This is a genomic window from Pseudooceanicola aquaeponti, assembly GCF_050897975.1.
GTDB lineage: Bacteria > Pseudomonadota > Alphaproteobacteria > Rhodobacterales > Rhodobacteraceae > Pseudooceanicola.
This window is the reverse complement of record NZ_JBPAXY010000006.1, coordinates 301,953-324,115: the sequence shown is the minus strand read 5'-3', so window position 1 is coordinate 324,115 and position 22,163 is coordinate 301,953. Positions and strand designations below refer to the sequence as shown.

Below are 22,163 nucleotides of genomic sequence, written 5' to 3'. Positions count from 1 at the left end.
CATGGCGCGCAGCCCTGCCACCCGCCGGATCGACCGGATCGCGCTGATCCTGGTGCTGGCGCCGCTGGCGCTGTGGTTGCTGGCCATGGGGGTGGCCCTGGCCCTGGGGGCGGCGGGCTGTGCCATCGACGAAGGCGGGGCCCATCCCTGCACCCTGGCCGGGCTGGACCTGTCGAATTTCGCCTATTCCACCGGCGTCTTCGCCGCCTGGGGCGGGCTGCTGGTGCTGCCTTTCTCGGGCGGTTTCGCCTTGCTCTGGGGGCTGACGCGCCTCATGCTGCTGTTTGCCCTGCCCCAGACCGGCCCCGCCCAGACCGGCCCCGCCCAGACCGACCCCAAGGATCCCCCAAAGGAGCGTTGAAATGTCCGAACATCTTATCGGCCCGCTGTTCGTGCTGATCGCCGCCGGCGCCTTCTTTCTGGGTAGCATGGCCCATAACCGGCTGGCCGCGCAGCTGCTGCGGATCGGCGGGCTGACCTTCGGGCTGTCGCTGGCGCTGTCGGTGCTGGCGGTCAACATCTGCCAGGGCTCGCTGCGCGGCGGATTTGCGCAATGCGCCGACAGCGCCGTGCTGGGCCAGATCTTCACCGCCTTGGCGCCGGTCATCCAGCTGGGCGCCACCGCCGCGCTGTTGCTGGGCCCGCTGCTGCTGCTGGTCTCGCTTGGGCTGGAAATCCACAGCCGCTACAAGGCCGACGCCGCCTGACAGGGCGGAGGGGGCCCGCCCCCGCCGTCTGCCCCGACGACGCCACCCCGGCGCCTCGCGCCCCGGCTTCCCTCTGGCCCTTGCGCGCGCCCCGCGCTAAACCCGGGCCGAACCACCGGAGCCCGCCCATGCTGAAGACCCGCATCATTCCCTGCCTCGACGTGGCCGATGGCCGCGTGGTCAAGGGCGTCAACTTCGTCGACCTGCGCGATGCGGGCGATCCGGTGGATGCCGCGAAGGCCTACGATCTGGCAGGCGCCGACGAGATCACCTTCCTCGACATCCACGCCACCCATGAAAACCGCGGCACCATGTTCGACGTGGTCACCCGCACCGCCGAGAACTGCTATGTGCCGCTGACCGTGGGCGGCGGCGTGCGCACGGTGCAGGACGTGCGCAACCTGCTGCTGGCAGGGGCCGACAAGGTCAGCTTCAACTCTGCCGCCGTGGCCGACCCCGACGTTCTGGCCCGCGCCGCCGACCAGTTTGGCAGCCAATGCATCGTCTGCGCCATCGACGCCAAGACCGTAGCCCCCGGCAAGTGGGAGATCTTCACCCATGGCGGGCGCAAGCCCACGGGGATTGACGCGGTGGAGTTCGCCAAGCTTGTGGCCCAGAAAGGCGCGGGCGAGATCCTGTTGACCTCGATGGACCGCGACGGCACCCGCGCGGGCTTCAACCTGCCGCTGACGCGCGCCATCTCGGATGCGGTCTCGGTGCCCGTCATCGCCTCGGGCGGCGTGGGCACGCTGGATCACCTGGTCGAAGGCGTGACCGAGGGCGGCGCCTCCGCCGTGCTGGCCGCCTCGATCTTCCACTTCGGCGATCACACCATCCGCGAGGCCAAGGAACACATGGCCGCCGCGGGCATCCCGATGCGTCTGCACTAAGAGGCCGCCATGACCGACACCCTCACCCGCCTCTCCGCCACCATCGAAGCGCGCCGCGGCGCCGACCCCGACAGCAGCTGGACCGCCAAACTGCTGGCCAAGGGCCCCGAGAAATGCGCCGAGAAGTTCGGCGAAGAGGCCGTCGAGGCGATCATCGAGGCGGTCCGGAACGACCCCGAAAAGCTGGCCTCGGAATGTGCCGACGTGCTCTATCACATGCTGGTCATGCTGGCGGCGCGCGACGTGCCCTTCCAGGCGGTGCTGGATGTGCTGGCGGCGCGCGAGGGCACCTCGGGCGTGGCCGAAAAGGCCGCCCGCCCGAAGGGCTGATCCCCCGTCCTTTCAGGCTCAGGCCGCCCCCTGCCCCGCCAGCCGCGCCTGCCGCTGGCTGACCAGCAGCGAGCCGATCCCCGACAGCGCGATCAGCGCCAGCCCGGCCAGGGCCCAGGCATCGGGCCAGTCGCCGAAGACCAGCCCGCCCAGCACCATGGCCGACAGCAGCTGACTGTAGACCAGCGGCGCGATCAGGCTGGCCTCGGCCCGGCGGCTGGCCATGACCAGCAGGAAATTCCCGAAGGCAGAGCCCCCGGCGCTGAGCACCACCAGACCGGCCAGCGGCAGGCTGAGGCTGGGCCAGTCACCGCTGAGGCTGAACGGGGTCAGCATCAAGGTGCCCAGCAGAAGCTGTGACAACAGCAGGAAGCGCGGGCGATAGCTGCCCGCCACGACCCGGGTCATCACCAGATAGGCGCCATAGAAGGTGCCCGCCGCCAGGGCAAAGCCCATGCCCGCCGTGGCGCCGAATCCCGGTTTCACCACCAGCATCACGCCGCCGAAGCCAAGCGCCAGCAGCAGGCTGCGCAGCGGCGCGGGGCGTTCGCCCAGGAACAGGATCGCCAGCACATAGGCCACCACCGGGCCGATGAAGAAGGCACCAAAGACATTAGCCAGGGGCTCGGTGCGCAGCGCGGTCAGGATGCAGCTGATCCCGGCGGCGATGAAGACACCGCGCAGCACCACGCGCCAGTCGGTCAGGCTGGGCAGTTCGGCCCGGCGCAGCCCGCTGAAGGGCGCCAGCACCAGGGTGGCCAGGCCAAAGCGTGTCCAGGCCACCCAGAAGGGATCGACCCCCGAGGCGGTCATCAGCTTGCCCGCCGTGTCGCCCACCACCACAGAGGTGACGGCGGCAAAGACCAGGGCAATCAACCCCGCCAGCTCAGCCCCGCGCATCGGTTCCCCCTTGGCGTGACGCCCCGCCGTGGAGGCCCGCAAGGGCAAAGGAATCGCCGGCGCCCCAAACGCACCGTCTCATAGGCCCAGCCTCGCGATCTCGATCTTCGGGCAGCGGTCCATCACCACCTCGACGCCCTGCGCCTCGGCCAGGTCTCGGCCCTCGGGGCTGATCACGCCGATCTGCATCCAGACCGTCTTCAGCCCCGGCAAGGCCGCCAGCGCCGCCTCGACCACCCCCGGCACAGCGTCCGAGCGGCGAAAGATGTCGACCATCTCGACCGCCGCGCCGAAATCGCGGCCCACCTCGGCCAGATCGGCGCGCACCCTCTCGCCGAACAGCGTCTCGCCCACATGGCCCGGGTGCACCGGGATCACCCGATAGCCCTTGGCGGTCAGATACTCTCCCACCCCATGGCTCGGCCGCGTGGCGTCGGGCGAGGCGCCGACCATGGCGATTACCCGCTGCGTGCCAAGGATACGCCGCAACCCGGCGTCGTCTTCGATTGTCATCTGGGGGTCCTTCCGTCCTTGCGCCGCGCCAGACTGGCGCCAAAGCGCGGCAGGTGCAATGCCCGCCCCGCCTGCCTATGCCTGGCGGCCCGAAAAGAAAAAAGCGCCCAGGCTTACCTGGGCGCTAGTACGGAACGAGGGACAGTGAAAGGAAACATCGGCGTTCCAAGCCGGTGCTTCTGTACGATACGTAAGCTCGCCGTACCGGACATGAAGAGGCTGTAATAAGAATGTGAACAAAACCCTAAGTTGCGCCCTGCCGGACGCCACAAAGGGAAATTTCGCTCAGGCAGGCGCCCAGAGATCAGCCCCGCCCTCAGCCCCGCGCGGCGTAAAGCGCCACGGCAGCGGCGTTGGACACGTTGAGAGAGCCGAAGTCGCTGGCGAAGGCGATCTTCACCAACCCGTCGCAGACCTCGCGCGTGCGGGCCCGCAGCCCCGGCCCCTCGGCCCCCAGCACCAGCGCCACCGGGCGGTCGCGGCGGCCCTCCAGCGCCTCTTCGATGGTCTGTTCCGCCTCGCCGTCCAGGCCCAGCACCAGATAGCCCATCTTTTGCAGCTCCAGGATGGAATCGGCCAGGTTGCGAATGCGCAGATAGGGCTGGCGTTCCAGCGCCCCCGAGGCGGTCTTCGCCAGGGCGCCGGTTTCCGGCGCCGCATGGTGGCGCGGCGCGACCACGGCCAGGGCGCCGAAAACCTCGGCCGAGCGCAGGATGGCGCCGACGTTATGCGGGTCCGTCACCCGGTCCAGCAGCACCAGGCGCGGCGCGCCGGATCCGCGGTTCGACAGGGCCACGTCTTCCAGGCTGCCCCAGTCCAGCGCCTTGACCTCCAACGCGGCGCCCTGGTGCACCGATTGCGGGTCGATGGGGGCGGCGAACTTGCGCGGGTCGCTCATCTCGGGCTCTATCCCGGCCTGGGCCACGGCCTCGGCCAGCTTGTCCAGGGCGTTGCGGGTCACCACCAGGCGGACCTTTTCGCGTGCCGGGTTCATCAGCGCGTCCCGCACCGCGTGCAGGCCGAACAGCCATAGCGTTTCCGCCGCCGCGGCCCGCTTGCCCTTTTCCTTGTCGATCACCCATTGCGGTTTCTTCATCGCGTCACTCCCGCCCCTCGGGCGCCCCCGGCCCCGCCACATTTCCGCCCCCGGCACCCGCGCAATCCCGGCGCTGTCGCGCCCGGATCCCATAGCGCAGGCAGGGGCCGTTCTTCCCTTCTACAGGGTCCGGGCCTCCTACGCTGCCCCCGATTTCTGCGCAAGGATCGCGGGGGTGAAAAAGGGGCCGATTTTCCTGTTGACGCCCCCGGCCAGCGCCCGTAAACACCCGCTCACGGTTGGCGGGGCGCAACGCTCACAGCCAATTCGGGCGACGAGCTGCAAGGTGCGGCAGCGGACTGTAACTCCGCCGGGGAGACCCATGCCTGGTTCGATTCCAGGGTCGCCCACCACTCCCCCCCATCATCCTTGACGCGGCGCTTCAGCCGGTCCGACGCGCCCTTTCGGTCGCGCTCACGCGTTTTCCCCTCCTTGCCCCGTCCCCCTGCCAAACCGCCGCGCTGCAAAGCAAAAGATCCGTAAAATCACGCCTACTCCGGCGGCCGTTCGTAACGGAGATTTCAGGTTTCCGGCGTCATCTGGCAGTTCCCGAAGGTGCGGAGTATGGCCATGACGGAACAGATCGAGGCGCCCTGCATCCTGCTGGTCGAGGATGACCGCATGGATGTGAAGATCTTCGAACGCGCGGCCCAGGCGGTCGCGCTTCAGGCCCGGATCGAGGTCGCCTCGGACGGGGTCGAGGCGCTGTCGCATCTGCGCGCCCTGCATCGCAACCAGTTGGAGGGCCCGCGTCCGGCACTGATCGTTCTGGATCTGAACATGCCCAACATGACCGGGTTCGAATTCCTCGAAACCCTGCGCCGCGACGAGGGGCTGCGCGACCACATCGTCTTCGTACTGACCACCTCCACCGCCTATGCGGATGTCCAGCGCGCCTATGCCCTGAACGTTGCGGGCTATCTGACCAAGGATTCCGACTTCAAGGATTTTCAGGGCAAGTTGACCCTGCTGAAGGATTATCTGAAACGGGTCGATCTGCCCGACGGCTGCCTGCCGGTGCGGGTCTGACGGATGGGCCTGGCGGGCCGCGCGCAGCGGATCACCCTGCTGAGCCTCTTTGTCGTCACCACCCTTCTGGTGGCGCTGATCAGCTCGAACCACCGCAAGCTGCTGCGCCAGCACCTGGTCGAGACGCTGGCCTCGCAGGCCAGCACCCAGATCAGCCGGATTCGCACCCGCATCGACGCCTCGGAACAGCTGCTGCGCGGGCTGGCCGGCGGCCCCGCGATGCAGCACTTCCTGGCCACCGGCGATCCGGACGTCATGGCCCGGCGCCTGACGGCGCTGGTGGCGAACCAGCCGCAGATCATGCAGGCCCGGCTGCTGACCCCCGAGGGGCGCGAGCAGTTGCGGGTCGACCGGCTGCGCGGCGCCGCGCGCCTGGTGCCCGCGGCGGACTTGCAGGACAAGTCGGGGCGCGACTACGTGCGGCTGGCCCAGGGCCTGCCCCCCGGCGCCGTGGCCCTGACCGCACTGGAGCCGAACCGCGAACATGGCGCCATCGAATATCCGCTGCGCCCGACGATCCGCGTCCTGATGTCGGTCTTCGATCTGCAAGGACAGCGGGCGGCGCTGCTGGTCCTGAACCTCGACGGGCGGCTGTTGCTGCCGCCCGCGCGGATCGGCGAGACCGAGTTGCGGCTTCTGACGGCCGAGGGGAACTATCTGCTCCACCCCGATCCGACCCAGACCTTCGGCCTGGATCTGCAAAGCGGCGCGGGACCGGGGGCGGAATATAACCTGTCGCTGCACCGGCTGTCGGCGCGCACCGGAGACCTGTCGCTGCCGCCCGATGCCGAGGGGGGCCGAAGCGGCGCCCTGGCTGCCTATCAATGGACCGATCTGGGGCCGAACCCCGCCCTGCGCTGGCTGATCCTGGCCAGCCTGCCCGAAAGCCATCTGAACCAGCTTCTCTACCGCGACATCCTGACCCTGGCGGGCACCGCCGGGCTGTTGGCGGCCCTGGCGGGGCTGCTGATCTGGTACGCGCTGCAACGGGTGGCCCGGCGGCTGGAGATCATCACCCGCGCCGCGCGCGACATCACCGCCGGGCGCCGCGACGTGCAGGTGGTGACCGTGGGCGACGACGAGGTGGCGCTCCTTGGCCTGGCCTTCAACGGCATGACCCGCGAGCTGGAACAGGCCCTGACCCAGGAACAACGCGCCCGGGCCGAGCTGGAGGATACCAACCTCGAGCTGCAACGCTCGAACGCCGATCTGGAAAGCTTTGCCCGCGCCGCCGCCCATGACCTGAAGACGCCGCTGCGCGCCCTGCGCATCCTGCCCACCTTCATAGAAGAGGACGTGGCGGATCTTGGCCCGCCCCTGTCCCAGCACCTGCACGAGCTGAAGACCCAGTCGGAGCGGCTGGAGGATCTGGTGGACGGGCTGTTGCGCTATTCCCTGCTGGGCAAGGAGAACAGCAGCCCCGAGGCCTTCGATCCCTTGCCGGTGATCGAACGGGTGCTGCGCACCTGCGACCCGCCCCCGGGGATCGCCCTGCAACTGGACGTCGGCCTGCCCCTGATCCACTGCGTCCCGGTCGAGTTCGAGATCGCCCTGCGCAACCTTGTGCAGAACGCGATCCGCCATCACGACCGCGACCGCGGCCTGATCGTGGTGCGGCTGGCCCGTGCCGGGGCCGCCTTCCGTATCGAGGTGCAGGATGACGGGCCGGGCGTTGCCGATGCGATGAAGGCCAAGGTGCTGCTGCCGTTGCGCACCGGCAAGAGCAAGGATTCAGGGGGCGGCACCGGGCTGGGCCTGGCCTTCGTCGCCAAGATCGCCGACCGGCGCGGCGGCACGGTCGAGCTACTGGATGCCCCGGGACGTGGACTGATCGTGCGCCTGACCCTGCCCTTGCCGGCGGATTTCGCCGGGCGCGGCCCCCCGCAGGGCGAGGTGGCCAGGCGGGCGGCCCCCGCCGTGCCAGCGGGGCGCTGGCCGAGGCCACCGCCCCCGGGCCAGCCGCCCCTGCCCATCCTGCCGCGCTAAGGCCCCTGCCCGCCCCGGTCCGCGGCCTGTGGGCGCCGCGAACCGGACCCGAGCAAGGGGGCACGCGGGGCTCTCTCGCCGCCCGCGGGCCTGGCTAGCGCAGCATCAGGCTGGGCAGCCAGAGGGTGATCTGCGGCACCAGCAACAGCAGCAGCAGCACCAGGATCTCCATCGCAACGAAGGGCAGGATGCCCCGGAAGATCGTCTTCAGCGGCACCCCGGTCTGCCCCGCCGCCACATAGGCGTTCAGGCCCAGGGGCGGCGTCAGCAGGCCGATCTCCACCGTCTTGGTGACCACGATGCCGAACCAGACCGGGTCAAAGTCCAGCGCCATCGCCGTGGGGAAGGCCAGCGGCATGGCCAGCGACAGGATCGCCAGCTGATCCATGAACATCCCCATGACCAACAGCGCCAGGATGATGATCGCCATGATCGCGGTGCGCGACATTTCGGTCTCGGCCACGAACTCCAGCAGGGCATGGGTGATCCGGGTGAAGGCCAGGTAGTTCGAGAAGATCGCCGAACAGGCCACGATGGCCACGATCATCACCGTCGCCCGGATCGCGCCGGACACCGAGCGATTGAAGGTGGCAAAGCTGATCGTGCGTTGCAGCAGCACGATGATCAGCGAGCCCATGACCCCAAGCGCCGCCGCCTCTGACGGCGAGGCGATGCCGCCGTAGATCGACCCGATCACCAGCACCATCAGCACGATCATCGGCAGCACATGGCGGCTGGCCTTGACGGCACGCTTCAGCTCGAAGGGTTCGCCCGCCGGGGCCTGGTCGGTGGTATGGGCAATCAACTTGATCACCACGGCCAGCCCGGCGGCGGTCAGAAGGCCCGGCACGATGCCCGCGATGAATAGCTTGCCGATCGAGGTCTCGGTCAGCACGCCGTAAACCACCAGCACGATCGAGGGCGGCACCACCACGGCCAGGGTGCCCCCCACCGAAACCACGGCGGCGGCCAGGCGGCGGGAATAGTTATGCGCCCGCATCTCGGGATAGGCCGACGAGGCCATGGCGGCGGTCGAGGCGGTCGAGCTGCCCACCAGGGCCGCCAGGATCACCGAGGCGCCCACGGTGGCCATGGCCAGCCCGCCCTTCACATGGCCCAGCCAGCCCTGGCAGGCCAGGATGGCGCGGCGGGTCACGTCGCCGAAGGTCAGCAGTTCGGCCATCAGGATGAACAGCGGGATCGCCACCAGGATGAAACTGGCGGAACTGTCGAAGAAGCTGCGTTCCAGCACCGACAGCGCCGGTTTCAGCCCCAGTTGCAGCGACAGCCCCAGGAAGCCGGTGATGCCCATGGCAAAGGCGATCGGCACGCGGAAGGCCATCAGCACGGCCAGCAGCAGGAGAATGGCAAAGAAAGTCAGCATGTTGCGAAGGCAAGCCCTTGAGTGAGGCGGCCGGGCCCGCAGGTCCGGCCGCCGTTGTCCGTCGAAAGGGTGAAGGGGCGCGACTTATTCGCTCATCGCCGCCTGGTAGAGGTCCAGCACCTGCTGCGCGGCCTCGCCGCCCATGCGGGTCACCCAGTCCTCGGTCACCGGGGCCATGCCGTCGCGCAGGGTCGCCAGTTCCTCGTCGGTGAAGCTGTAGGTGTCGATGCCCTCGCCGGTCCATTGCTGGATCAGATCGCCCACGCTGTCGTCCTGGGCCTGGGCCACATGGGCCGCGATCTCGTCACCGGCGGTGATCATCGCCTGCTGCACCTCCGGCGCCAGCCCGTCGAAGACCTCGGTGCGCAGCACCATGACGAAGCTGTAGCCGCCGAAAGAACCGTTCGTCGAGATATGGCTGACGACCTCGTTCAGCTTGTACCCCGGCACCGAGGCCAGCGGGAACAGCACCGCATCCAGACGGCCGCGCTCGACGGCGGTGTAGACTTCGGGCCCGGGGATCGAGATGCCGACACCGCCCAGGCTGCGGGCGGTCATCGCCTGCGTGGCGCCCGAGGTGCGGATGTCCAGCGCGTCCCAGTCGGCGGGCATCCCCAGACGGGTCTTGGCCAGCACCTGGTAGGGCGGCAGGACGAAGCCGAAGATCGGCGTCACGCCCGCGGCCAGCAGTTCGTCGCGCAGCGGGCCCTCTTTCAGCAGGGCCTGGACCGCGCGGGTGCCTTCCACGGCGGTGCCGTAATAGCCCGGCAGACCCACGACCGAGTTCAGCGGCAGGGTTTCGGAATGATAGAGCGTGCCCAGAAGCGCCGCGTCCAGGATGCCCGAGTTCACCGCGTCCAGCTGCGCCTTCGACTTCGCCGCCTGCTGCGACGGGAAGTGGTCGAAGGTGACCGCGCCACCTGTCGCCTCTTCCACCGCGGCCATCCATTTGGTCGTGCCTTCCACCGACACGATATGGCTGGTGGACTGGAAATCCCCCAGGCTCAGCGTTTCCGCCAGCGCCGGGGTGGCGCCCAGGGCGATCACGCCGCTCAGGGCGGCCAGTGCCGTTTTCATCATCGTCATTGTCTTCTCCTCCCAAAGAAATGTTGACGGGTTCACTCCTCCGACGCTTGTCCTCCGATCGCGTCATAGAGCAGCCGCAGGACCAGCACGCCGCAGCCCAAAGGCACGACGATATAGGCCCACCCAAGCGGCCAATCGACCACACCGAATTCCACGTCTCCCTGCGCGAAGGCATGAAGGGCGAAACCCCCGGACATGAAGGTCACCGCGGCAAAGAAGGCCGCGGGCAAGAGCAGGCGCAGACGCGCCACGATCTTGCCGAACAGTCCGGGCAGGTGATGGGGAACGAAGTCGAGCGCCAGGTGCCCGCCGTCGCGGAACACCCGCGACAGGGACAGACAGGCCAACGCGGGCATCAGGTAGAGTTCGGTGAACTCGAACTGGAACTGCACCGGGTAATTCACCCCGAGCCGCAACAGAATGTCCGCATTGATCAGCGCCACGACGACGACCAGACAGAGGCACCCCACAAGATGCAGGATGTCCTCCAGTTTCGACAAGATTTGACCGAAAACCTGCAACCTTACCTCCCAGTTGGTTGACAAGAAGGGTGCTGCGCCCCCGCAGGGGCGCAAAGCCCTTAGCGTTTCGGAAGCTCGACGATGGCCGAGCCGGCGGCGGAAAGTTCACCGTCCTGCTGCTCTGCCTGCTGGCGGATCTCCAGCAGATAGCGGCCGTCTTCCTCGTATTTGCGCACCACGGTGCCGTGGATCAGGATGATGTCCCCTTCCGGGTTGTGCCGCCGCACCTGGCATTTCGCCTGACGCAGGAAACCATCATCGCCCATCCAGTTGGTGACCTGATGGGTCAGCCAGGAGGTCCGCTCGGGGCCGTAGTCATAGGCACCGGGCGCGCCCACTTCGAGGGCGAACTCTTCTTCCCAGTGCACCCGCTCGGGGCAGTCGGGGATGCCGAAGCGGTTCTTGATGCCCGCCGAGGGGTGTTTCTGCTGCAGCTGCCAGGCCAGCTTGTTGGCACGGATGTAAAGGCCGCCCCAGCCTTGCGCATAGGCGATGAAACCGGTCGCGGTCATCGGACCCTTGACCATGGTGGGCAGCTCGTCACCCTCGTTCACGTCGTCCCAATAGCGGGTCTCGGCGCCGCGGATCTCTTCCTGCTCGTAGTACTTGTAGTACTCCTGCAGCTCTTCCTCGGTCCAGACGCGGCGGCCCTTCTCCTTGGCCTCGGTATACTTGGTGCCATTTTCGCGCGCCGCGTCGCGGTCGGTGCGGAAGCACCAGCTGTCGGCCTCGGCCAGCATGTCGCCGGTCTTCGCGTCGAAGAAGTCGACGTGATAGATCTGCTGCACGGCCTTGCCGGCAAAGCGGGTCTGATGCTCGACCAGGTCCTTCAGGTAGGCCTCGGTGCGGAACTCGGTGTTGCGCATGATGGGCTTGTGCCAGGTCCAGTTGGCGCCCGACCACATGGCGTGCACGCCCGGCAGGCCGCCGACATAGCCCGAGATGATGCGGCTGGTGGCAAACAGGAAGCTGGGCAGCGCGATCACGTCGCCGTATTTCGTCGTCTTGGCGTATTCGGGATCGCACCACAGCGGGTTGTCGTCGCCGATGCCATGGGCGTAGTGGCGGATATTGTCGCGGGTCGCCTCATAGCACCAGGGCTCGACGGTGCGTTCAATCTTCACGCCAATCCGCTTGCGCAGATCATCAAGGCCTTCCTCGGTGATCTTCGGAAACTTCCGTGTCATCTCGTTCATCTTTTTCCTCCTTCAAAGATGGCTCGGCGCGGCTCAATCAGCGGCGGCGAGTGTTTCAGCATTCTGGTCGCGCAGGATCTTGCGGTTCACCTTGCCGGCCGGGGTTTTCGGCAGCTCGGTGACAAATTCGATCTGGCGGGGATATTCGTGGCGGGCGAGGCGCGCCTGGACGTGTTCCTGAATGGCGCGGGTCATGGCCTCGCCGCCTTCCTGGCCGTCCTTCAGGATGATGAAGGCCTTCACCACCAGGCCGCGCAGGGCATCGGGGCTGCCGATGACGCCGCATTCGGCCACGGCGGGGTGGCTGAGGATCGCATCCTCGACCTCGACCGCGCCGATGGTCCAACCGGCCGAGATGATCACGTCATCCGCGCGGCCGCCGTGGTAGAAATAGCCGTCGGCGTCGACCCGGCCCAGGTCCTTGGTGGGGAACCACTTGCCCCCCTTCTTGACCATCAGCTCGCCGGTCTCGCCGGGGTCGCAACGGCTGCCGTCGGGGCGTTGCACCTCGACCTCGACGCCGGGCACGGCCTTGCCCATGGCGCCGTCGCGCACCTCCAGGTCGTCGGCGCCGGGGTAGTTGGCGATGATCACGCCAATCTCGGTGGTCCCGTACATGGACCGCACCTTGGTGCCGAAGACGCGCTCCACATAGGCCGCCGTCTCGCTGTCGATGGGCTCGCCGGTGAAGGACAGCTTGTCGAAGCAATAGGTGAAGTTTTCCGCCTGACCCGAGTTGCGCATCATCCGGTAATGGGTCGCCGCCGCCGTCAGGTTGGTGATCTTGAAATCCTGCAAGGCCTTCAGCAGGCGCACCGGATCGAACTTGCCCGAGAAGGTGCCGGTCGAGACCCCCATGGCCAGCGGCGCCAGGGTGCCGTGCCAAAGGCCGTGGCCCCAGGCGGGCGAGGACGGGCAGAAGAAGCGATCGCCGGGCCGGATGCCCGTGGCATAAAGCGCGGCCACCATCAGCGTGACGATGGACCGGTGGCTGTGGCGCACCGCCGCCGGAAGGGCGCGGGTGGTGCCAGAGGTATATTGCAGCACCGCCAGATCGTCGCCCGCCGTGTCCCAGTCGTAGGTCGCGGGCAGATGATCCAGGCTTTCCAGGAACTTGCGGTCGCAGGCGATGACGTTCCGAGCGCCGCCCTCGCGCGCCTCGGGGGCTTTTTCGGCATTGGTGAAGAAGACCTGCGGATCGCAGTCGCCGACCCGCAGGCGGATGCCGTCGGGGCCGAACAGGGTGAACATCGGCACCGCCACCGCGCCCGCCTTCATCGCGCCGAACAGCGCGCAGTAGAAGGGCAGCGAGGGTTCGATCATCACCGCCACCCGGTCACCCTTGCCGATGCCCTGCTCGGTCAGGAAATGCGCGATCTGCGACGAGCGGCGGGCGATCTCGGCAAAGCTGATCACCTCGTCACGGCCATCGGCATGGGCCACGCGCACCGCCACCCGGTCGCCATCGACATGCCGGTCGATGCATTCCTCGGCGATGTTGAACCGCGCGCGGTCGCCGGAAAACAGCGCCCACAGCTTGTCCTTCGCATATTGCGCCTGAGCGTCCCCGTAGGACGTGAACTCCGTCAGCAGTGTCATCCGCAAACCCCTCCCTCGCTTCTGGCCTCTCGGACCGGTCCCGACTTTCGTCAGGCGGCTCGTTGACAAGCGTAAGGATCGAGGCGAATTATTGTCAATACGCTTATATCATTGTATATAGGCAATGAAATCCAAGGAAATCAGGAGGCTGGCGTGACCACGGACGAGGCAAAGACGACCACCAAACGGCAGGTGCCGGCGGTGACGCGAGCCGTTGCAATATTGAGGTTTCTGGCCCGCTCGCCCGAACCCGTGGGGGTCAATCCCATGGCCCGGGAACTGGATCTGATCCCCTCGACCTGCCTGCACATCCTGCGGGTGTTGCAGGACGAGGGGCTGGTGGAATTCGATTCGCGGACCAAGCGCTATTCGATGGGAATCGGCATCCTGCCCCTGGCCCGCGCGGCGCTTCAGAAGAACTCTTTCTCGACCCTGGTGCAGCCGCGCCTGTCGCAGCTGTCGGCCCAGTTCGACGTCACCGGCATCGCCACCCAGCTGGCGGAACCGGACCAGATGGTGGTGGTTGCCCTGGCCCATTCCAATATGCCCTTCCGCCTTCAGGTGGACATGGGCAGCCGCTTCCCCACCCTGATCAGCGCCACGGGGCGGCTTTTCGCGGCCTTTACCGAACTGGACCCCGAGCGCCTGCAAGCGCGCTTTGCCCGGTTGGTCTGGGATCATCCGCCCAGTTTCGAGCAATGGCAGGCCGAGGTGGCCGAGGCGCGGGCCCGCGGCTTCGCCGTCGATCAGGGCAGCTATATCTCGGGGGTCACGGTCATCGCCGTTCCGGTCTTCGATGCGCGCGGCAAGATGATCCGCTCGCTGGTGGCCATCGGCATCACCGAGCGGCTGGACAAGGGCGATGTACCGAAACTGGCCAAGGCACTGATCCAGATCCGCGACGATCTTCAGGACAGCCAGGTTGTGATGGGGGCCTAAGCGCATGAACCAGACACCGCCCCCCGCCGGATGGCGCCCGATGCGCATCGAGGGCCTGATCGGCCTGATCGGCCCCCTGCTGCGCCCCGATCCCCGGCCCGACCCGCAGGCCGAGCCGCCGCGTTATGCCCTGCAAACCGACGCGCGCCACGCCAACCCGCTGGGCCTGGTCCATGGCGGCGTGCTGACCGCGCTGCTGGATCAGGCCCTGGCGTTGATCGCCTGGGAGGCGGCAGAGCGCCAGCCCACGGTCACCGTGCAGATGGACACCCGCTTTCTGGGGGCCGCGCGGCCCGGCGATCTGCTGATCGCGCGCCCGCGCATCCGCCAGCTGACCCGCAGCCTGATCTTTCTGGACGGAGAGATCACCGTGGCCGACCGCCCCGTAGCCGATGCCACGGCGGTGATGAAGATCCAAAGACGCAAAGGAACCCCCGGATGACCCAGACCCAGACCCCGCCCCGCAAGGGCCCGCTTTCGGGGATCCGCGTTCTCGACTTCTCGCGCATCCTGTCGGGGCCCTATGCCAGCATGGTGCTGGCCGATCTGGGCGCCGAGGTGATCAAGATCGAACCCCTGGGCCGGGGCGACGACACCCGCGGCTTTCCGCCCCATCAGGGGCCGCTGAGCCATTATTACATCGCCCTGAACCGCAGCAAGAAAAGCGTGGCGCTGGACCTCAAGGCACCCGAGGGGCGCGACATCGCCCGGGCCCTGGCGGCGCAAAGCGACATCCTGCTGGAGAACTTCCGTCCGGGCGTGATGGACCGGCTGGGGCTGGGCTATGACACGCTGGCGGCGGAAAATCCGGGGCTGATCTACGGCTCGATCACCGGCTTCGGCGCCGACAGCCCGCTGGGCGACAAGCCCGCCTTCGACATCGTGGCCCAGGCCCTGTCGGGGGTGATGAGCGTGAACCGCGAACCCGATCAGCCGCCCAACCGCCTGGGCCTGCCCCTGGGCGACATGGCGGGCAGCATCTTTTCGCTGTTTGGCCTTCTGGCGGCGCTGCACGAACGCGGCGTGACGGGGCGCGGACAGCATGTGGAGGTGGCCATGCTGGACAGCCTGATCGCCATGCAGGGCTACCTGTCGCAGATCTATTTCCTGACCGGGCAAAGCCCCCAGCCCGTGGGCACCCGCCATCCCAGCATCGTCCCCTATGGCGCCTTCCCGACCGCTGACGGCCACGTCATCGTGGCCTGTCTGACGGAGCGGTTCTGGCACAATTTCGCCCGCTGCCTGGGGCGCGAGGACCTGATCACCGATCCCCGCTTTGCCGCCTATGAGGCGCGGCTGGCCAATCGCGACGCGCTGGAACCGCTGATCGCCGCGCGGATGCGCCAGGACGACACCGCCACCTGGCTGGAGCGGCTGGCCGAGTTCGACGTGCCAAGCGCGCCGATCCTGTCGATCGGCGAGGCCCTCACGCAGCCCCATGTGACGGCGCGCGGGATGCTGGACCAGGTCCACCACCCGGTGGCGGGTGACATGACCCTGGTGCGCAGCCCGATCCGCTTCGACGGCCAGGGCGCGGCCCCCGCCCGCCCGCCCAGCCTGCTGGGCGAGGAAACCGACGAGGTGCTGCGCGAGCAGCTGCGGATGAGCGCCGAAGAGATCGCGGCCCTGCGCGCCCGGGGTGTGCTGGCCGGGGCCTGACCGCGCCCCACGCCCTAGCCGCGCCATGCGGCAAAAGCCCTCGCGCCGCCCGGCTTGCGGGCGGCGCGGACGGCAGGCCCGGCCCGTCTCCGCCGCCGCGGCGCAGCGCCCCTTCCGGCCCCGGCTCCCGCTGTCTATACTCTACCCAAAGACCCCGACGGCCCCCGGGCCCAAAGACAGAGCGAGGCGCATGACGCAGCAGGCAAAGCCCTTCAATATCGTCATCGTCGGCCAATCCGGTCGGCTGCAATACGAAGCGGTGCTTTTTGCCGCCTCGCTGCGGGCCCGCAGCCCCGGTTTCGCCGGGCGCCTCTTCGTGGCCGAACCCCAGCCCGGGCCGATGTGGCCCGGCGATCCGCGCATCACCAACGCCCTGGTGCGCGAGACGCTGCACGCGCTCGGCGCCGAGATCCTGCCCTTCGAGAGCCGCCATTTCGGCGACGGCTACCCCTATGGCAACAAGATCGAATGCCTCGCCGCCCTGCCGCCCGGCGAACCCTTCATCTTCTTCGACAGCGACACCCTGGTGCTGGACGAGCTGACCGATGTGCCCTTCGACTTCGCCCGCCCTTCGGCCTCGCTGCGCTGCGAGGGCACCTGGCCGCAGATCGAGCTCTACGGTCCGGGCTATACCGAGACCTGGCGCAGCCTCTACGACAAGTTCGGGCTTGATTTCGAAACCTCGCTCGATCCCGCCTGGCCAGAGGAATTCTGGCGCCGCTACCTCTATTTCAACGCCGGGTTCTTCTACCACGAAGATCCACAGGCCTTCGGGCAACGCTTCCTCGACTATGCCCTGGCAATCCGCGACGACCCGCCCGAAACGCTGGTCTGTCAAAGCCTGGATCCCTGGCTGGATCAGGTGGCCCTGCCGCTGGTGATCCATTCCTTCGGCGGCGGGCGCGAGGCCCTGCCCCAGGGCTGGCTGGACGGGCAGACCACCTGCCACTACCGCCTGTTCCCGCTTCTATACGCCCGCGAGGACGACCGGGTGGTCAAGGTGCTGGAAGAGGTGGCAGCGCCCAACAAGATCAAGAAGGTGCTGAAGCAGTACGAACCGATGAAGCGGATGATCTACCAGGGGCGCGGCGCAAAGGTGCGCGCCCTCTTCGACGGCCAGCCGCTGCCGCGGAAGGAACAGGCCCTGCGCAATCGCCTGAAACGCGAAGGCTTCTGGATGCGCTAAGCCGGACCGTGCAGGCGCGACGCCCGCGCCCCCTGCGCCGGTGACGATTTCCCGCCGAGCCCGGCGGCGCCCCCTTTGCCTGCGGCGCACAACGCGTTACTGTCTCGCAGAAAATCGGGGGGTTATGCCTTTTTCTTGCAGTGGCCGTCGTGCCGCCGTCGCAAAAGACAGCCCGCCAGGCGAAGATCCGTGGGACCAATGCGACCGAATTTTGCCTTGAACATCCTGGCCGACGGGCTGGACCTTCTGCATCGCGCCTCGCCCGGTTGGGAGAGGGTCGGCCATGTGTCCTTCGACGATCCCGACATGGCGGCCTCGCTGGCGCGGCTGCGGCGCCTCGGGCAGGCGCTGGACCCCGCGCCGATGCGCACCAAGCTGATTCTGCCCAACGATCAGATCAGGTATCTGTCGGTCTATACCGGCGCCACGACCGAGGCCGACCGCCGCGCGCTGGTGATGTCGGAACTGGACGGCGCCACCCCCTATGCGCTGGAAGACCTGGGGATCTGCTGGTCCGTTTCCGGCACCACCACCCATGTGGCCGCCGTGGCCCGCGAGACCCTGGAAGAGGCCGAGGCCTTCGCCACCGAACATCAGCTGAACCCGGTCAGCTATGTCGCCATTCCCGGCGAGGCCCCCTATCTGGGCGAGCCCTTCTTCGGCCCGACCGGCCTGGCGGACACCCTGCTGGCGGGCGAGAGGGTCGAACGCGACGCGGTGCAGGTCCATGTGCTGGGCAACGCCAGCCTGCCGTCCCTGCCCGACGAGCCCGCCGCCGCCGAGCCGCACGCCGAAGAGACGCCCGAGCGCCCGGAACCGCCAAAAGCCGAGGCACCCGCCGCCCCGGAAGCCGAGGCCGCGCCGCAAACGGCGGCCACTCCCAAGGCCCCGGAACCGCCCGCGCCGCCCCCTGTCGCGCCGCCCGAGTCTGCCGGGCCTGCCGAGGCGGCCCAGGAAGACGCGCCAACCGACAGCGCCCCCGCCGCCGAGGCCCCGCCGCAGGTCACCTTCCGCGCCCGGCGCGACCTCTTCGACCTGGACACCCCGGCAGAGCCTGCCGCGCCCGCCGCGCGCCGTACCCCGGCCAAACCTGCGGACACCCCGGCGGCCCGTGACGAGACGCCGCGCGATGTGGGCAAGGGCTTTGCCTCGGTGCGCAGCGCCCCGCCCGCGCCCCAAAGCGGCCCTGCCGCCCCCAAGGCGCCACAGAAAGGCGCCTCCCCCGCCACCGACGGCGCGCCTTCGGACACTCCCGCGCCGGCCGCCCCTGCGGCCGCCAAGGGGTCCGCAGCGCCCCCGGCGCGCAAGGCCCCGGCGGCCCCCGCCAAGCCCGGCCCCGCAAAGTCGACCGCGCCCAAATCTGCCAAGGGCCGCAGCGCCGCGCCCAAGGCCCCCAAGGCCCCCGTGGTCGAGGCCCCGGCCAAGCCCCCCTCGCCCACCGCCGCCGCCGCCTCGCTGACCGCGCCGGTCCCGCAACCGGGCGACGGCGCCCCCGCCGCACCGCGCAAGGCCCCCGCCCAAGGCGACCTGCGCGCCCGCGAGGCCGAGAAGATGACCGTCTTCGGTGCCCGCCCCTCGCAACAGGATCTGCCCGCCGCGCCGCGCCGCGGGATGCGCCGTCTGGCCCTGGGCAGCGTGGCCCTGGTCGCGCTGCTGGTCGCAGGTTGGGTCCTGCTGGGGATCGAGCCCGACCCGGCCCCCGAGGCGCCCGAACAGGCCGAGGCCCAGCCCGCGCCCGCCGAGTCCGCCGCCGTGACACAGCCCGAGGCCATCGCCCTGCTGCCCCCCGAGGAGGCGCCCGAGCAAGCCGCCGCCACGCCGCCGCCCCCCGAGGTTGCAGAGCCCGCCGCGCCGGAAGAGACCGCCGCCGAGACCCCGGCCCTGCCGCTGACCCCGATGGAGATCCGCCCCGCGCCGGCCACCCCGGCCGAGGCCGCCGCGCGCTATGCCGCCACCGGGATCTGGCAGCGCGCGCCGCAGCCCCCCGTCTCACCCGTGGCCACCCCCCTGGGCGAGATCGCCCTGGCGGCCCTGACCCCCACCGACCGCGTGGCCCCGGTGACCGGCCTGCCCGACACCTCTGCCGCCCGCCCGCCGGTGACCTTCACCAGCCCGCCGAACCCGCCGCTGGCCGATCAGCGCTTTACCCTGGACGCGCGCGGCCTGGTCGCGGGCACCGCAGAGGGCGCGCGCACCCCCGAAGGCCATATGGTCTATGCCGGGCGCCCGCCCGTCGTGCCGCCCGCGCGCCCCGCCGAGACGCTGCAACCGGGTGCCGAAGGGGCCGAGGCGCAGCCCGTGGCCCTGCCCCTGGCCACCCCGCCCGCCGACAGTGCCGAGACCCCGGCGCCCGAGGCCGAGGCACAGACCGAACCGCAGGCAGAGGCCACCCCGACGGACGAGGCCCCTGAGGCAGACGTGGCAGAGGCCACCGAAGCCACCGCCACCGCGCCGGAAGACCAGCTGCGCCCGCGCCTGCGCCCCGAGGGCCTGGCGCCCGAGGCAGAGGCAGAGGCCACGCCTGAAACCGACGCAGAGGCCGAGGCCGCCGCCGAGCCTGAGGCCGACATCGACACCGAAGCCATCGAGAGCGCCACCGATCTGGCCGCCAGCCTGGCCCTGCGCCCGCGCCCCCGGCCCGAGGATTTCGAGGCCCTGGTCGCCGCCGCCCAGGCCGCCGCCCTGGCCGCGCCGGTGATCACCGTGCCGACCCCCTCGGTCACCCCGGCCGCGCCCGTCCAGCCCTCGGTCGCACGCCAGGCCACGGTCGAGAACGCGATCAACCTCAACAACGTCAATCTGATCGGCGTCTCGGGCAGCCCCTCGGAACGCACCGCGCTGGTGCGCCTGTCGGACGGACGCATCCGCAAGGTGCAGGTCGGCGACCGCCTGGACGGGGGCCGCGTGGCGGCCATCGGAGAGGGCGAGCTGCGCTACGTCAAGGGCAACCGCAACCTGCTGCTGGAAATGCCCGACTAACCCCCGGCGCCCGCCCCTTCGGGACGCAGCACGGGCCCGGCGCCTGCGCAGGGCGCAGTCCGGTCCCTGCCGCCCGGCCCCACAGCCGATTTCGCGGGCTTTGCCCCCGGCGCCCGGTTGCGCCCCGCGCGGCTGGCTCTTTATCATGGATCCGACACACCGGTTTCGGCCGGTCCCCCCGCGCCCCGTCCGGTCGGCCTGCCCCGCCGCCGCGCCCCCTAAGGAGACGTCATGGAAGGCTTCCTCTATCAGGCCACGATCTACCTCTGTGCCGCGGTGATCGCCGTGCCGCTGTCGGCGCGCCTCGGTCTGGGGTCGGTGCTGGGCTATCTGGCCGCCGGGATCATCATCGGCCCGGTGCTGCACCTGATCGGCCATGACAACCACGACCTTCAGCATTTCGCCGAGTTCGGCGTGGTGATGATGCTGTTCCTGATCGGGCTGGAGCTGGAGCCGCGCGCCCTGTGGGACATGCGGCACAAGTTGCTGGGCCTGGGCGGGATGCAGGTGCTGCTGACCATGCTGGCGGTGATGGCCGCCGGGATCGCCTTCGGGCTGGAGTGGCAACCGGCGCTGGCCGTGGGGATGATCCTGGCGCTGTCCTCGACCGCGATCGTCTTGCAGACCTTGTCGGAAAAGGGGCTGATGCAGACCCAGGGGGGGCGCTCGGCCTTTGCGGTGTTGCTGACCCAGGATATCGCGGTGATCCCGATGATCGCCGCCCTGCCCCTTCTGGCCATGCCGACGCTGATGCAGTTGGCCCCCGATGGCTCTATCTCGGTCGGCACGGCAGAGGTGGCGCATGAGGGGATGTCGCTGGTCGAGGGACTGCCGGGCTGGGGGGTGACGCTGGTGACCCTGGGTGCCGTGGCCGCGGTCATCCTGATCGGCATCTACGCGATCCGCCCGGTCTTCCGCTTTATCCATGCCGCGCATCTGCCCGAGATGTACACCGCCCTGGCCCTGGCGATCGTCATCGGCATCGCCTTCCTGATGAACCTGGTCGGCCTGTCGCCTGCGCTCGGCACCTTCCTGGCGGGCGTGGTCCTGGCCAACAGCGAGTTTCGCCACGAGCTGGAAAGCGACATCCAGCCCTTCAAGGGGCTTCTGCTTGGCCTGTTCTTCATCACCGTGGGCGCCGGAATCGACTTCGACACCTTCCTGGATGCGCCGCTGAAGATCTTCGGGATCGCCGTGGGCGTGATGGCCCTGAAATGGGGGATCCTGCTGGCCCTCGGCCTGCTGTTCAAGCTGCGCCACCGCAACCTGATGCTGTTCACCCTTGGCCTGGCGCAGGCGGGGGAATTCGGCTTCGTGCTGATCTCCTTCTCGCAGCAGGTGAACGTGCTGCCGGGCACCCTGGCCGAACAGCTGCTCTTGTCGATCACCCTGACCATGCTGCTGACACCGCTGTTCTTCATCGCCTATGACCGGCTGTCGCGACGGATGAACGAAGAGGGCGCGCCCGAGCCGGACGAGATCGCCGAGGACGGGCCGGTGATCATCGCGGGCATCGGTCGCTTCGGTCAGATCGTCAACCGGATGGTGCAAAGCTCGGGCTGCAAGACCATCGTGCTGGACAATTCCATGGCCACGATCGAGCTGATGCGGCGCTTCGGCTTCAAGGGCTATTTCGGCGATCCGACCCGGCCCGACATCCTGCACGCGGCGGGCCTCGACAAGGCGCGGGTGCTGGTGGCGGCGATGGATGACAACAACGCGGTAACCCAGTTGGTAGCCTATGCCCGGGCGCAGCGGCCCGATCTGCATATCATCGCCCGCGCCTATGACCGGACCCATGTCTATCAGCTTTATCGCGCAGGTGCCGACGACATCGTGCGCGAAACCTTCGACAGCTCGCTGCGCGCCGGGCGCTATGTGCTGGAAAACATCGGGCTGAGCGATTTCGAGGCCGCCGAGGCCGAGAAGATCTTCTTCCACCACGACCGCGACGCGATCCGCGAACTGGCCGAACTGTGGGATCCGGCGGTGCCGACCAGCAAGAACGAGGCCTATATCGCCCGGTCGCGCGAGCTGGAGAAGGGGCTGGAAGCGGCGCTGCTGTCGCAGCTGTCCGACGAGCTGGACGAGTTGGACGAGCGGGGCTGAGGCCCCGCCCTTTCGGTATCGCCCCGCCCGTATCGCCCGCCCTTATCGCCCGTG

General features: G+C 68.8%; 20 protein-coding genes and 1 tRNA gene. 13 read left to right on the top strand and 8 right to left on the bottom strand.

What is annotated here, in order from left to right; all coding sequences use genetic code 11:
* Position 1: 1 nt before the first annotated feature.
* From ACRARE_RS16480 to ACRARE_RS16465, 4 genes are all read left to right on the top strand, one after another.
* Positions 2 to 361, top strand: coding sequence for a hypothetical protein (locus ACRARE_RS16480; protein WP_432657548.1), 360 nt, complete (start codon positions 2 to 4; stop codon positions 359 to 361).
* 1 nt (position 362) lies between these two features.
* Positions 363 to 707 carry a hypothetical protein gene (locus ACRARE_RS16475; RefSeq protein ID WP_432657547.1) on the top strand — a complete coding sequence of 115 codons (345 nt, stop codon included), beginning with the start codon at positions 363 to 365 and terminating at the stop codon, positions 705 to 707.
* Between the two features lie 128 nt (positions 708 to 835).
* Positions 836 to 1,597 (top strand): imidazole glycerol phosphate synthase subunit HisF, encoded by a 762-nt coding sequence (gene hisF, locus ACRARE_RS16470; protein ID WP_432657546.1) that lies wholly within the window; start codon positions 836 to 838, stop codon positions 1,595 to 1,597.
* A gap of 9 nt (positions 1,598 to 1,606) precedes the next feature.
* Positions 1,607 to 1,927 carry a phosphoribosyl-ATP diphosphatase gene (locus ACRARE_RS16465; RefSeq protein WP_432657545.1) on the top strand — a complete coding sequence of 107 codons (321 nt, stop codon included), beginning with the start codon at positions 1,607 to 1,609 and terminating at the stop codon, positions 1,925 to 1,927.
* Positions 1,928 to 1,945: 18 nt separating this feature from the next.
* Here the strand turns inward: ACRARE_RS16465 and ACRARE_RS16460 are convergent, their stop codons facing one another.
* The 3 genes from ACRARE_RS16460 to rlmB form a co-directional block, all read right to left on the bottom strand.
* On the bottom strand, positions 1,946 to 2,827 hold the full coding sequence (locus ACRARE_RS16460; RefSeq protein WP_432657544.1) for a DMT family transporter: 882 nt from the start codon (positions 2,825 to 2,827) through the stop codon (positions 1,946 to 1,948).
* A gap of 78 nt (positions 2,828 to 2,905) precedes the next feature.
* Complete coding sequence (locus tag ACRARE_RS16455) at positions 2,906 to 3,340, bottom strand: CoA-binding protein (protein ID WP_432657543.1); 435 nt, start codon at positions 3,338 to 3,340, stop codon at positions 2,906 to 2,908.
* Between the two features lie 316 nt (positions 3,341 to 3,656).
* Positions 3,657 to 4,436 carry a 23S rRNA (guanosine(2251)-2'-O)-methyltransferase RlmB gene (rlmB, locus tag ACRARE_RS16450; RefSeq protein WP_432657542.1) on the bottom strand — a complete coding sequence of 260 codons (780 nt, stop codon included), beginning with the start codon at positions 4,434 to 4,436 and terminating at the stop codon, positions 3,657 to 3,659.
* Positions 4,437 to 4,705: 269 nt separating this feature from the next.
* Here rlmB and ACRARE_RS16445 point away from each other — a divergent pair.
* The 3 genes from ACRARE_RS16445 to ACRARE_RS16435 all read left to right on the top strand — a co-directional run bounded on the left by ACRARE_RS16445 (position 4,706) and on the right by ACRARE_RS16435 (position 7,451).
* Positions 4,706 to 4,789: transfer RNA gene (locus ACRARE_RS16445), tRNA-Tyr, on the top strand.
* Positions 4,790 to 5,000: 211 nt separating this feature from the next.
* The gene (locus tag ACRARE_RS16440) at positions 5,001 to 5,465 is read left to right on the top strand and encodes a response regulator (protein ID WP_432657541.1); all 465 of its coding nucleotides are present in this window, start codon (positions 5,001 to 5,003) and stop codon (positions 5,463 to 5,465) included.
* 3 nt (positions 5,466 to 5,468) lie between these two features.
* Positions 5,469 to 7,451: a sensor histidine kinase gene (locus ACRARE_RS16435; protein ID WP_432657540.1), complete on the top strand. Its 1,983-nt coding sequence runs from the start codon at positions 5,469 to 5,471 to the stop codon at positions 7,449 to 7,451.
* A gap of 94 nt (positions 7,452 to 7,545) precedes the next feature.
* Here ACRARE_RS16435 and ACRARE_RS16430 read toward each other — a convergent pair whose 3' ends face one another.
* From ACRARE_RS16430 to ACRARE_RS16410, 5 genes are all read right to left on the bottom strand, one after another.
* Positions 7,546 to 8,835 (bottom strand): TRAP transporter large permease, encoded by a 1,290-nt coding sequence (locus tag ACRARE_RS16430; RefSeq protein ID WP_432657539.1) that lies wholly within the window; start codon positions 8,833 to 8,835, stop codon positions 7,546 to 7,548.
* An 84-nt stretch (positions 8,836 to 8,919) separates the two neighbouring features.
* Positions 8,920 to 9,921 (bottom strand): TRAP transporter substrate-binding protein, encoded by a 1,002-nt coding sequence (locus ACRARE_RS16425; RefSeq protein ID WP_432657538.1) that lies wholly within the window; start codon positions 9,919 to 9,921, stop codon positions 8,920 to 8,922.
* A gap of 32 nt (positions 9,922 to 9,953) precedes the next feature.
* Positions 9,954 to 10,442 (bottom strand): TRAP transporter small permease, encoded by a 489-nt coding sequence (locus tag ACRARE_RS16420; protein ID WP_432657537.1) that lies wholly within the window; start codon positions 10,440 to 10,442, stop codon positions 9,954 to 9,956.
* 59 nt (positions 10,443 to 10,501) lie between these two features.
* On the bottom strand, positions 10,502 to 11,638 hold the full coding sequence (locus ACRARE_RS16415) for an FAS1-like dehydratase domain-containing protein (protein WP_432657536.1): 1,137 nt from the start codon (positions 11,636 to 11,638) through the stop codon (positions 10,502 to 10,504).
* A gap of 33 nt (positions 11,639 to 11,671) precedes the next feature.
* The gene (locus ACRARE_RS16410) at positions 11,672 to 13,237 is read right to left on the bottom strand and encodes an acetate--CoA ligase (protein ID WP_432657535.1); all 1,566 of its coding nucleotides are present in this window, start codon (positions 13,235 to 13,237) and stop codon (positions 11,672 to 11,674) included.
* Between the two features lie 153 nt (positions 13,238 to 13,390).
* Here ACRARE_RS16410 and ACRARE_RS16405 point away from each other — a divergent pair, with 153 nt between their 5' ends.
* From ACRARE_RS16405 to ACRARE_RS16380, 6 genes are all read left to right on the top strand, one after another.
* The gene (locus ACRARE_RS16405) at positions 13,391 to 14,176 is read left to right on the top strand and encodes an IclR family transcriptional regulator (protein ID WP_432657534.1); all 786 of its coding nucleotides are present in this window, start codon (positions 13,391 to 13,393) and stop codon (positions 14,174 to 14,176) included.
* A 4-nt stretch (positions 14,177 to 14,180) separates the two neighbouring features.
* Positions 14,181 to 14,618 carry a PaaI family thioesterase gene (locus ACRARE_RS16400; protein WP_432657533.1) on the top strand — a complete coding sequence of 146 codons (438 nt, stop codon included), beginning with the start codon at positions 14,181 to 14,183 and terminating at the stop codon, positions 14,616 to 14,618.
* Positions 14,615 to 15,835, top strand: a complete 1,221-nt coding sequence (locus tag ACRARE_RS16395; RefSeq protein ID WP_432657532.1) for a CaiB/BaiF CoA transferase family protein — start codon at positions 14,615 to 14,617, stop codon at positions 15,833 to 15,835. The genes ACRARE_RS16400 and ACRARE_RS16395 overlap by 4 nt, the downstream gene beginning before the upstream one ends.
* Positions 15,836 to 16,025: 190 nt before the next feature.
* On the top strand, positions 16,026 to 17,021 hold the full coding sequence (locus ACRARE_RS16390; protein WP_432657531.1) for a GT-B fold glycosyltransferase domain-containing protein: 996 nt from the start codon (positions 16,026 to 16,028) through the stop codon (positions 17,019 to 17,021).
* A gap of 198 nt (positions 17,022 to 17,219) precedes the next feature.
* Positions 17,220 to 20,000: a hypothetical protein gene (locus ACRARE_RS16385; protein ID WP_432657530.1), complete on the top strand. Its 2,781-nt coding sequence runs from the start codon at positions 17,220 to 17,222 to the stop codon at positions 19,998 to 20,000.
* Between the two features lie 231 nt (positions 20,001 to 20,231).
* Positions 20,232 to 22,109, top strand: a complete 1,878-nt coding sequence (locus ACRARE_RS16380; protein ID WP_432657529.1) for a monovalent cation:proton antiporter-2 (CPA2) family protein — start codon at positions 20,232 to 20,234, stop codon at positions 22,107 to 22,109.
* Positions 22,110 to 22,163: the final 54 nt, after the last annotated feature.

What these genes read in the sequence shown, in the direction of transcription:
- ACRARE_RS16480 (WP_432657548.1), top strand. Translation starts at nt 2, where the DNA reads ATGGCGCGCAGCCCTGCCACCCGCCGGATCGACCGGATCGCGCTGATC.
- ACRARE_RS16475 (WP_432657547.1), top strand. Translation starts at nt 363, where the DNA reads ATGTCCGAACATCTTATCGGCCCGCTGTTCGTGCTGATCGCCGCCGGC.
- hisF (WP_432657546.1), top strand. Translation starts at nt 836, where the DNA reads ATGCTGAAGACCCGCATCATTCCCTGCCTCGACGTGGCCGATGGCCGC.
- ACRARE_RS16465 (WP_432657545.1), top strand. Translation starts at nt 1,607, where the DNA reads ATGACCGACACCCTCACCCGCCTCTCCGCCACCATCGAAGCGCGCCGC.
- ACRARE_RS16460 (WP_432657544.1), bottom strand. Translation starts at nt 2,827, where the DNA reads ATGCGCGGGGCTGAGCTGGCGGGGTTGATTGCCCTGGTCTTTGCCGCC.
- ACRARE_RS16455 (WP_432657543.1), bottom strand. Translation starts at nt 3,340, where the DNA reads ATGACAATCGAAGACGACGCCGGGTTGCGGCGTATCCTTGGCACGCAG.
- rlmB (WP_432657542.1), bottom strand. Translation starts at nt 4,436, where the DNA reads ATGAAGAAACCGCAATGGGTGATCGACAAGGAAAAGGGCAAGCGGGCC.
- ACRARE_RS16440 (WP_432657541.1), top strand. Translation starts at nt 5,001, where the DNA reads ATGGCCATGACGGAACAGATCGAGGCGCCCTGCATCCTGCTGGTCGAG.
- ACRARE_RS16435 (WP_432657540.1), top strand. Translation starts at nt 5,469, where the DNA reads ATGGGCCTGGCGGGCCGCGCGCAGCGGATCACCCTGCTGAGCCTCTTT.
- ACRARE_RS16430 (WP_432657539.1), bottom strand. Translation starts at nt 8,835, where the DNA reads ATGCTGACTTTCTTTGCCATTCTCCTGCTGCTGGCCGTGCTGATGGCC.
- ACRARE_RS16425 (WP_432657538.1), bottom strand. Translation starts at nt 9,921, where the DNA reads ATGACGATGATGAAAACGGCACTGGCCGCCCTGAGCGGCGTGATCGCC.
- ACRARE_RS16415 (WP_432657536.1), bottom strand. Translation starts at nt 11,638, where the DNA reads ATGAACGAGATGACACGGAAGTTTCCGAAGATCACCGAGGAAGGCCTT.
- ACRARE_RS16410 (WP_432657535.1), bottom strand. Translation starts at nt 13,237, where the DNA reads ATGACACTGCTGACGGAGTTCACGTCCTACGGGGACGCTCAGGCGCAA.
- ACRARE_RS16400 (WP_432657533.1), top strand. Translation starts at nt 14,181, where the DNA reads ATGAACCAGACACCGCCCCCCGCCGGATGGCGCCCGATGCGCATCGAG.
- ACRARE_RS16395 (WP_432657532.1), top strand. Translation starts at nt 14,615, where the DNA reads ATGACCCAGACCCAGACCCCGCCCCGCAAGGGCCCGCTTTCGGGGATC.
- ACRARE_RS16390 (WP_432657531.1), top strand. Translation starts at nt 16,026, where the DNA reads ATGACGCAGCAGGCAAAGCCCTTCAATATCGTCATCGTCGGCCAATCC.
- ACRARE_RS16385 (WP_432657530.1), top strand. Translation starts at nt 17,220, where the DNA reads ATGCGACCGAATTTTGCCTTGAACATCCTGGCCGACGGGCTGGACCTT.
- ACRARE_RS16380 (WP_432657529.1), top strand. Translation starts at nt 20,232, where the DNA reads ATGGAAGGCTTCCTCTATCAGGCCACGATCTACCTCTGTGCCGCGGTG.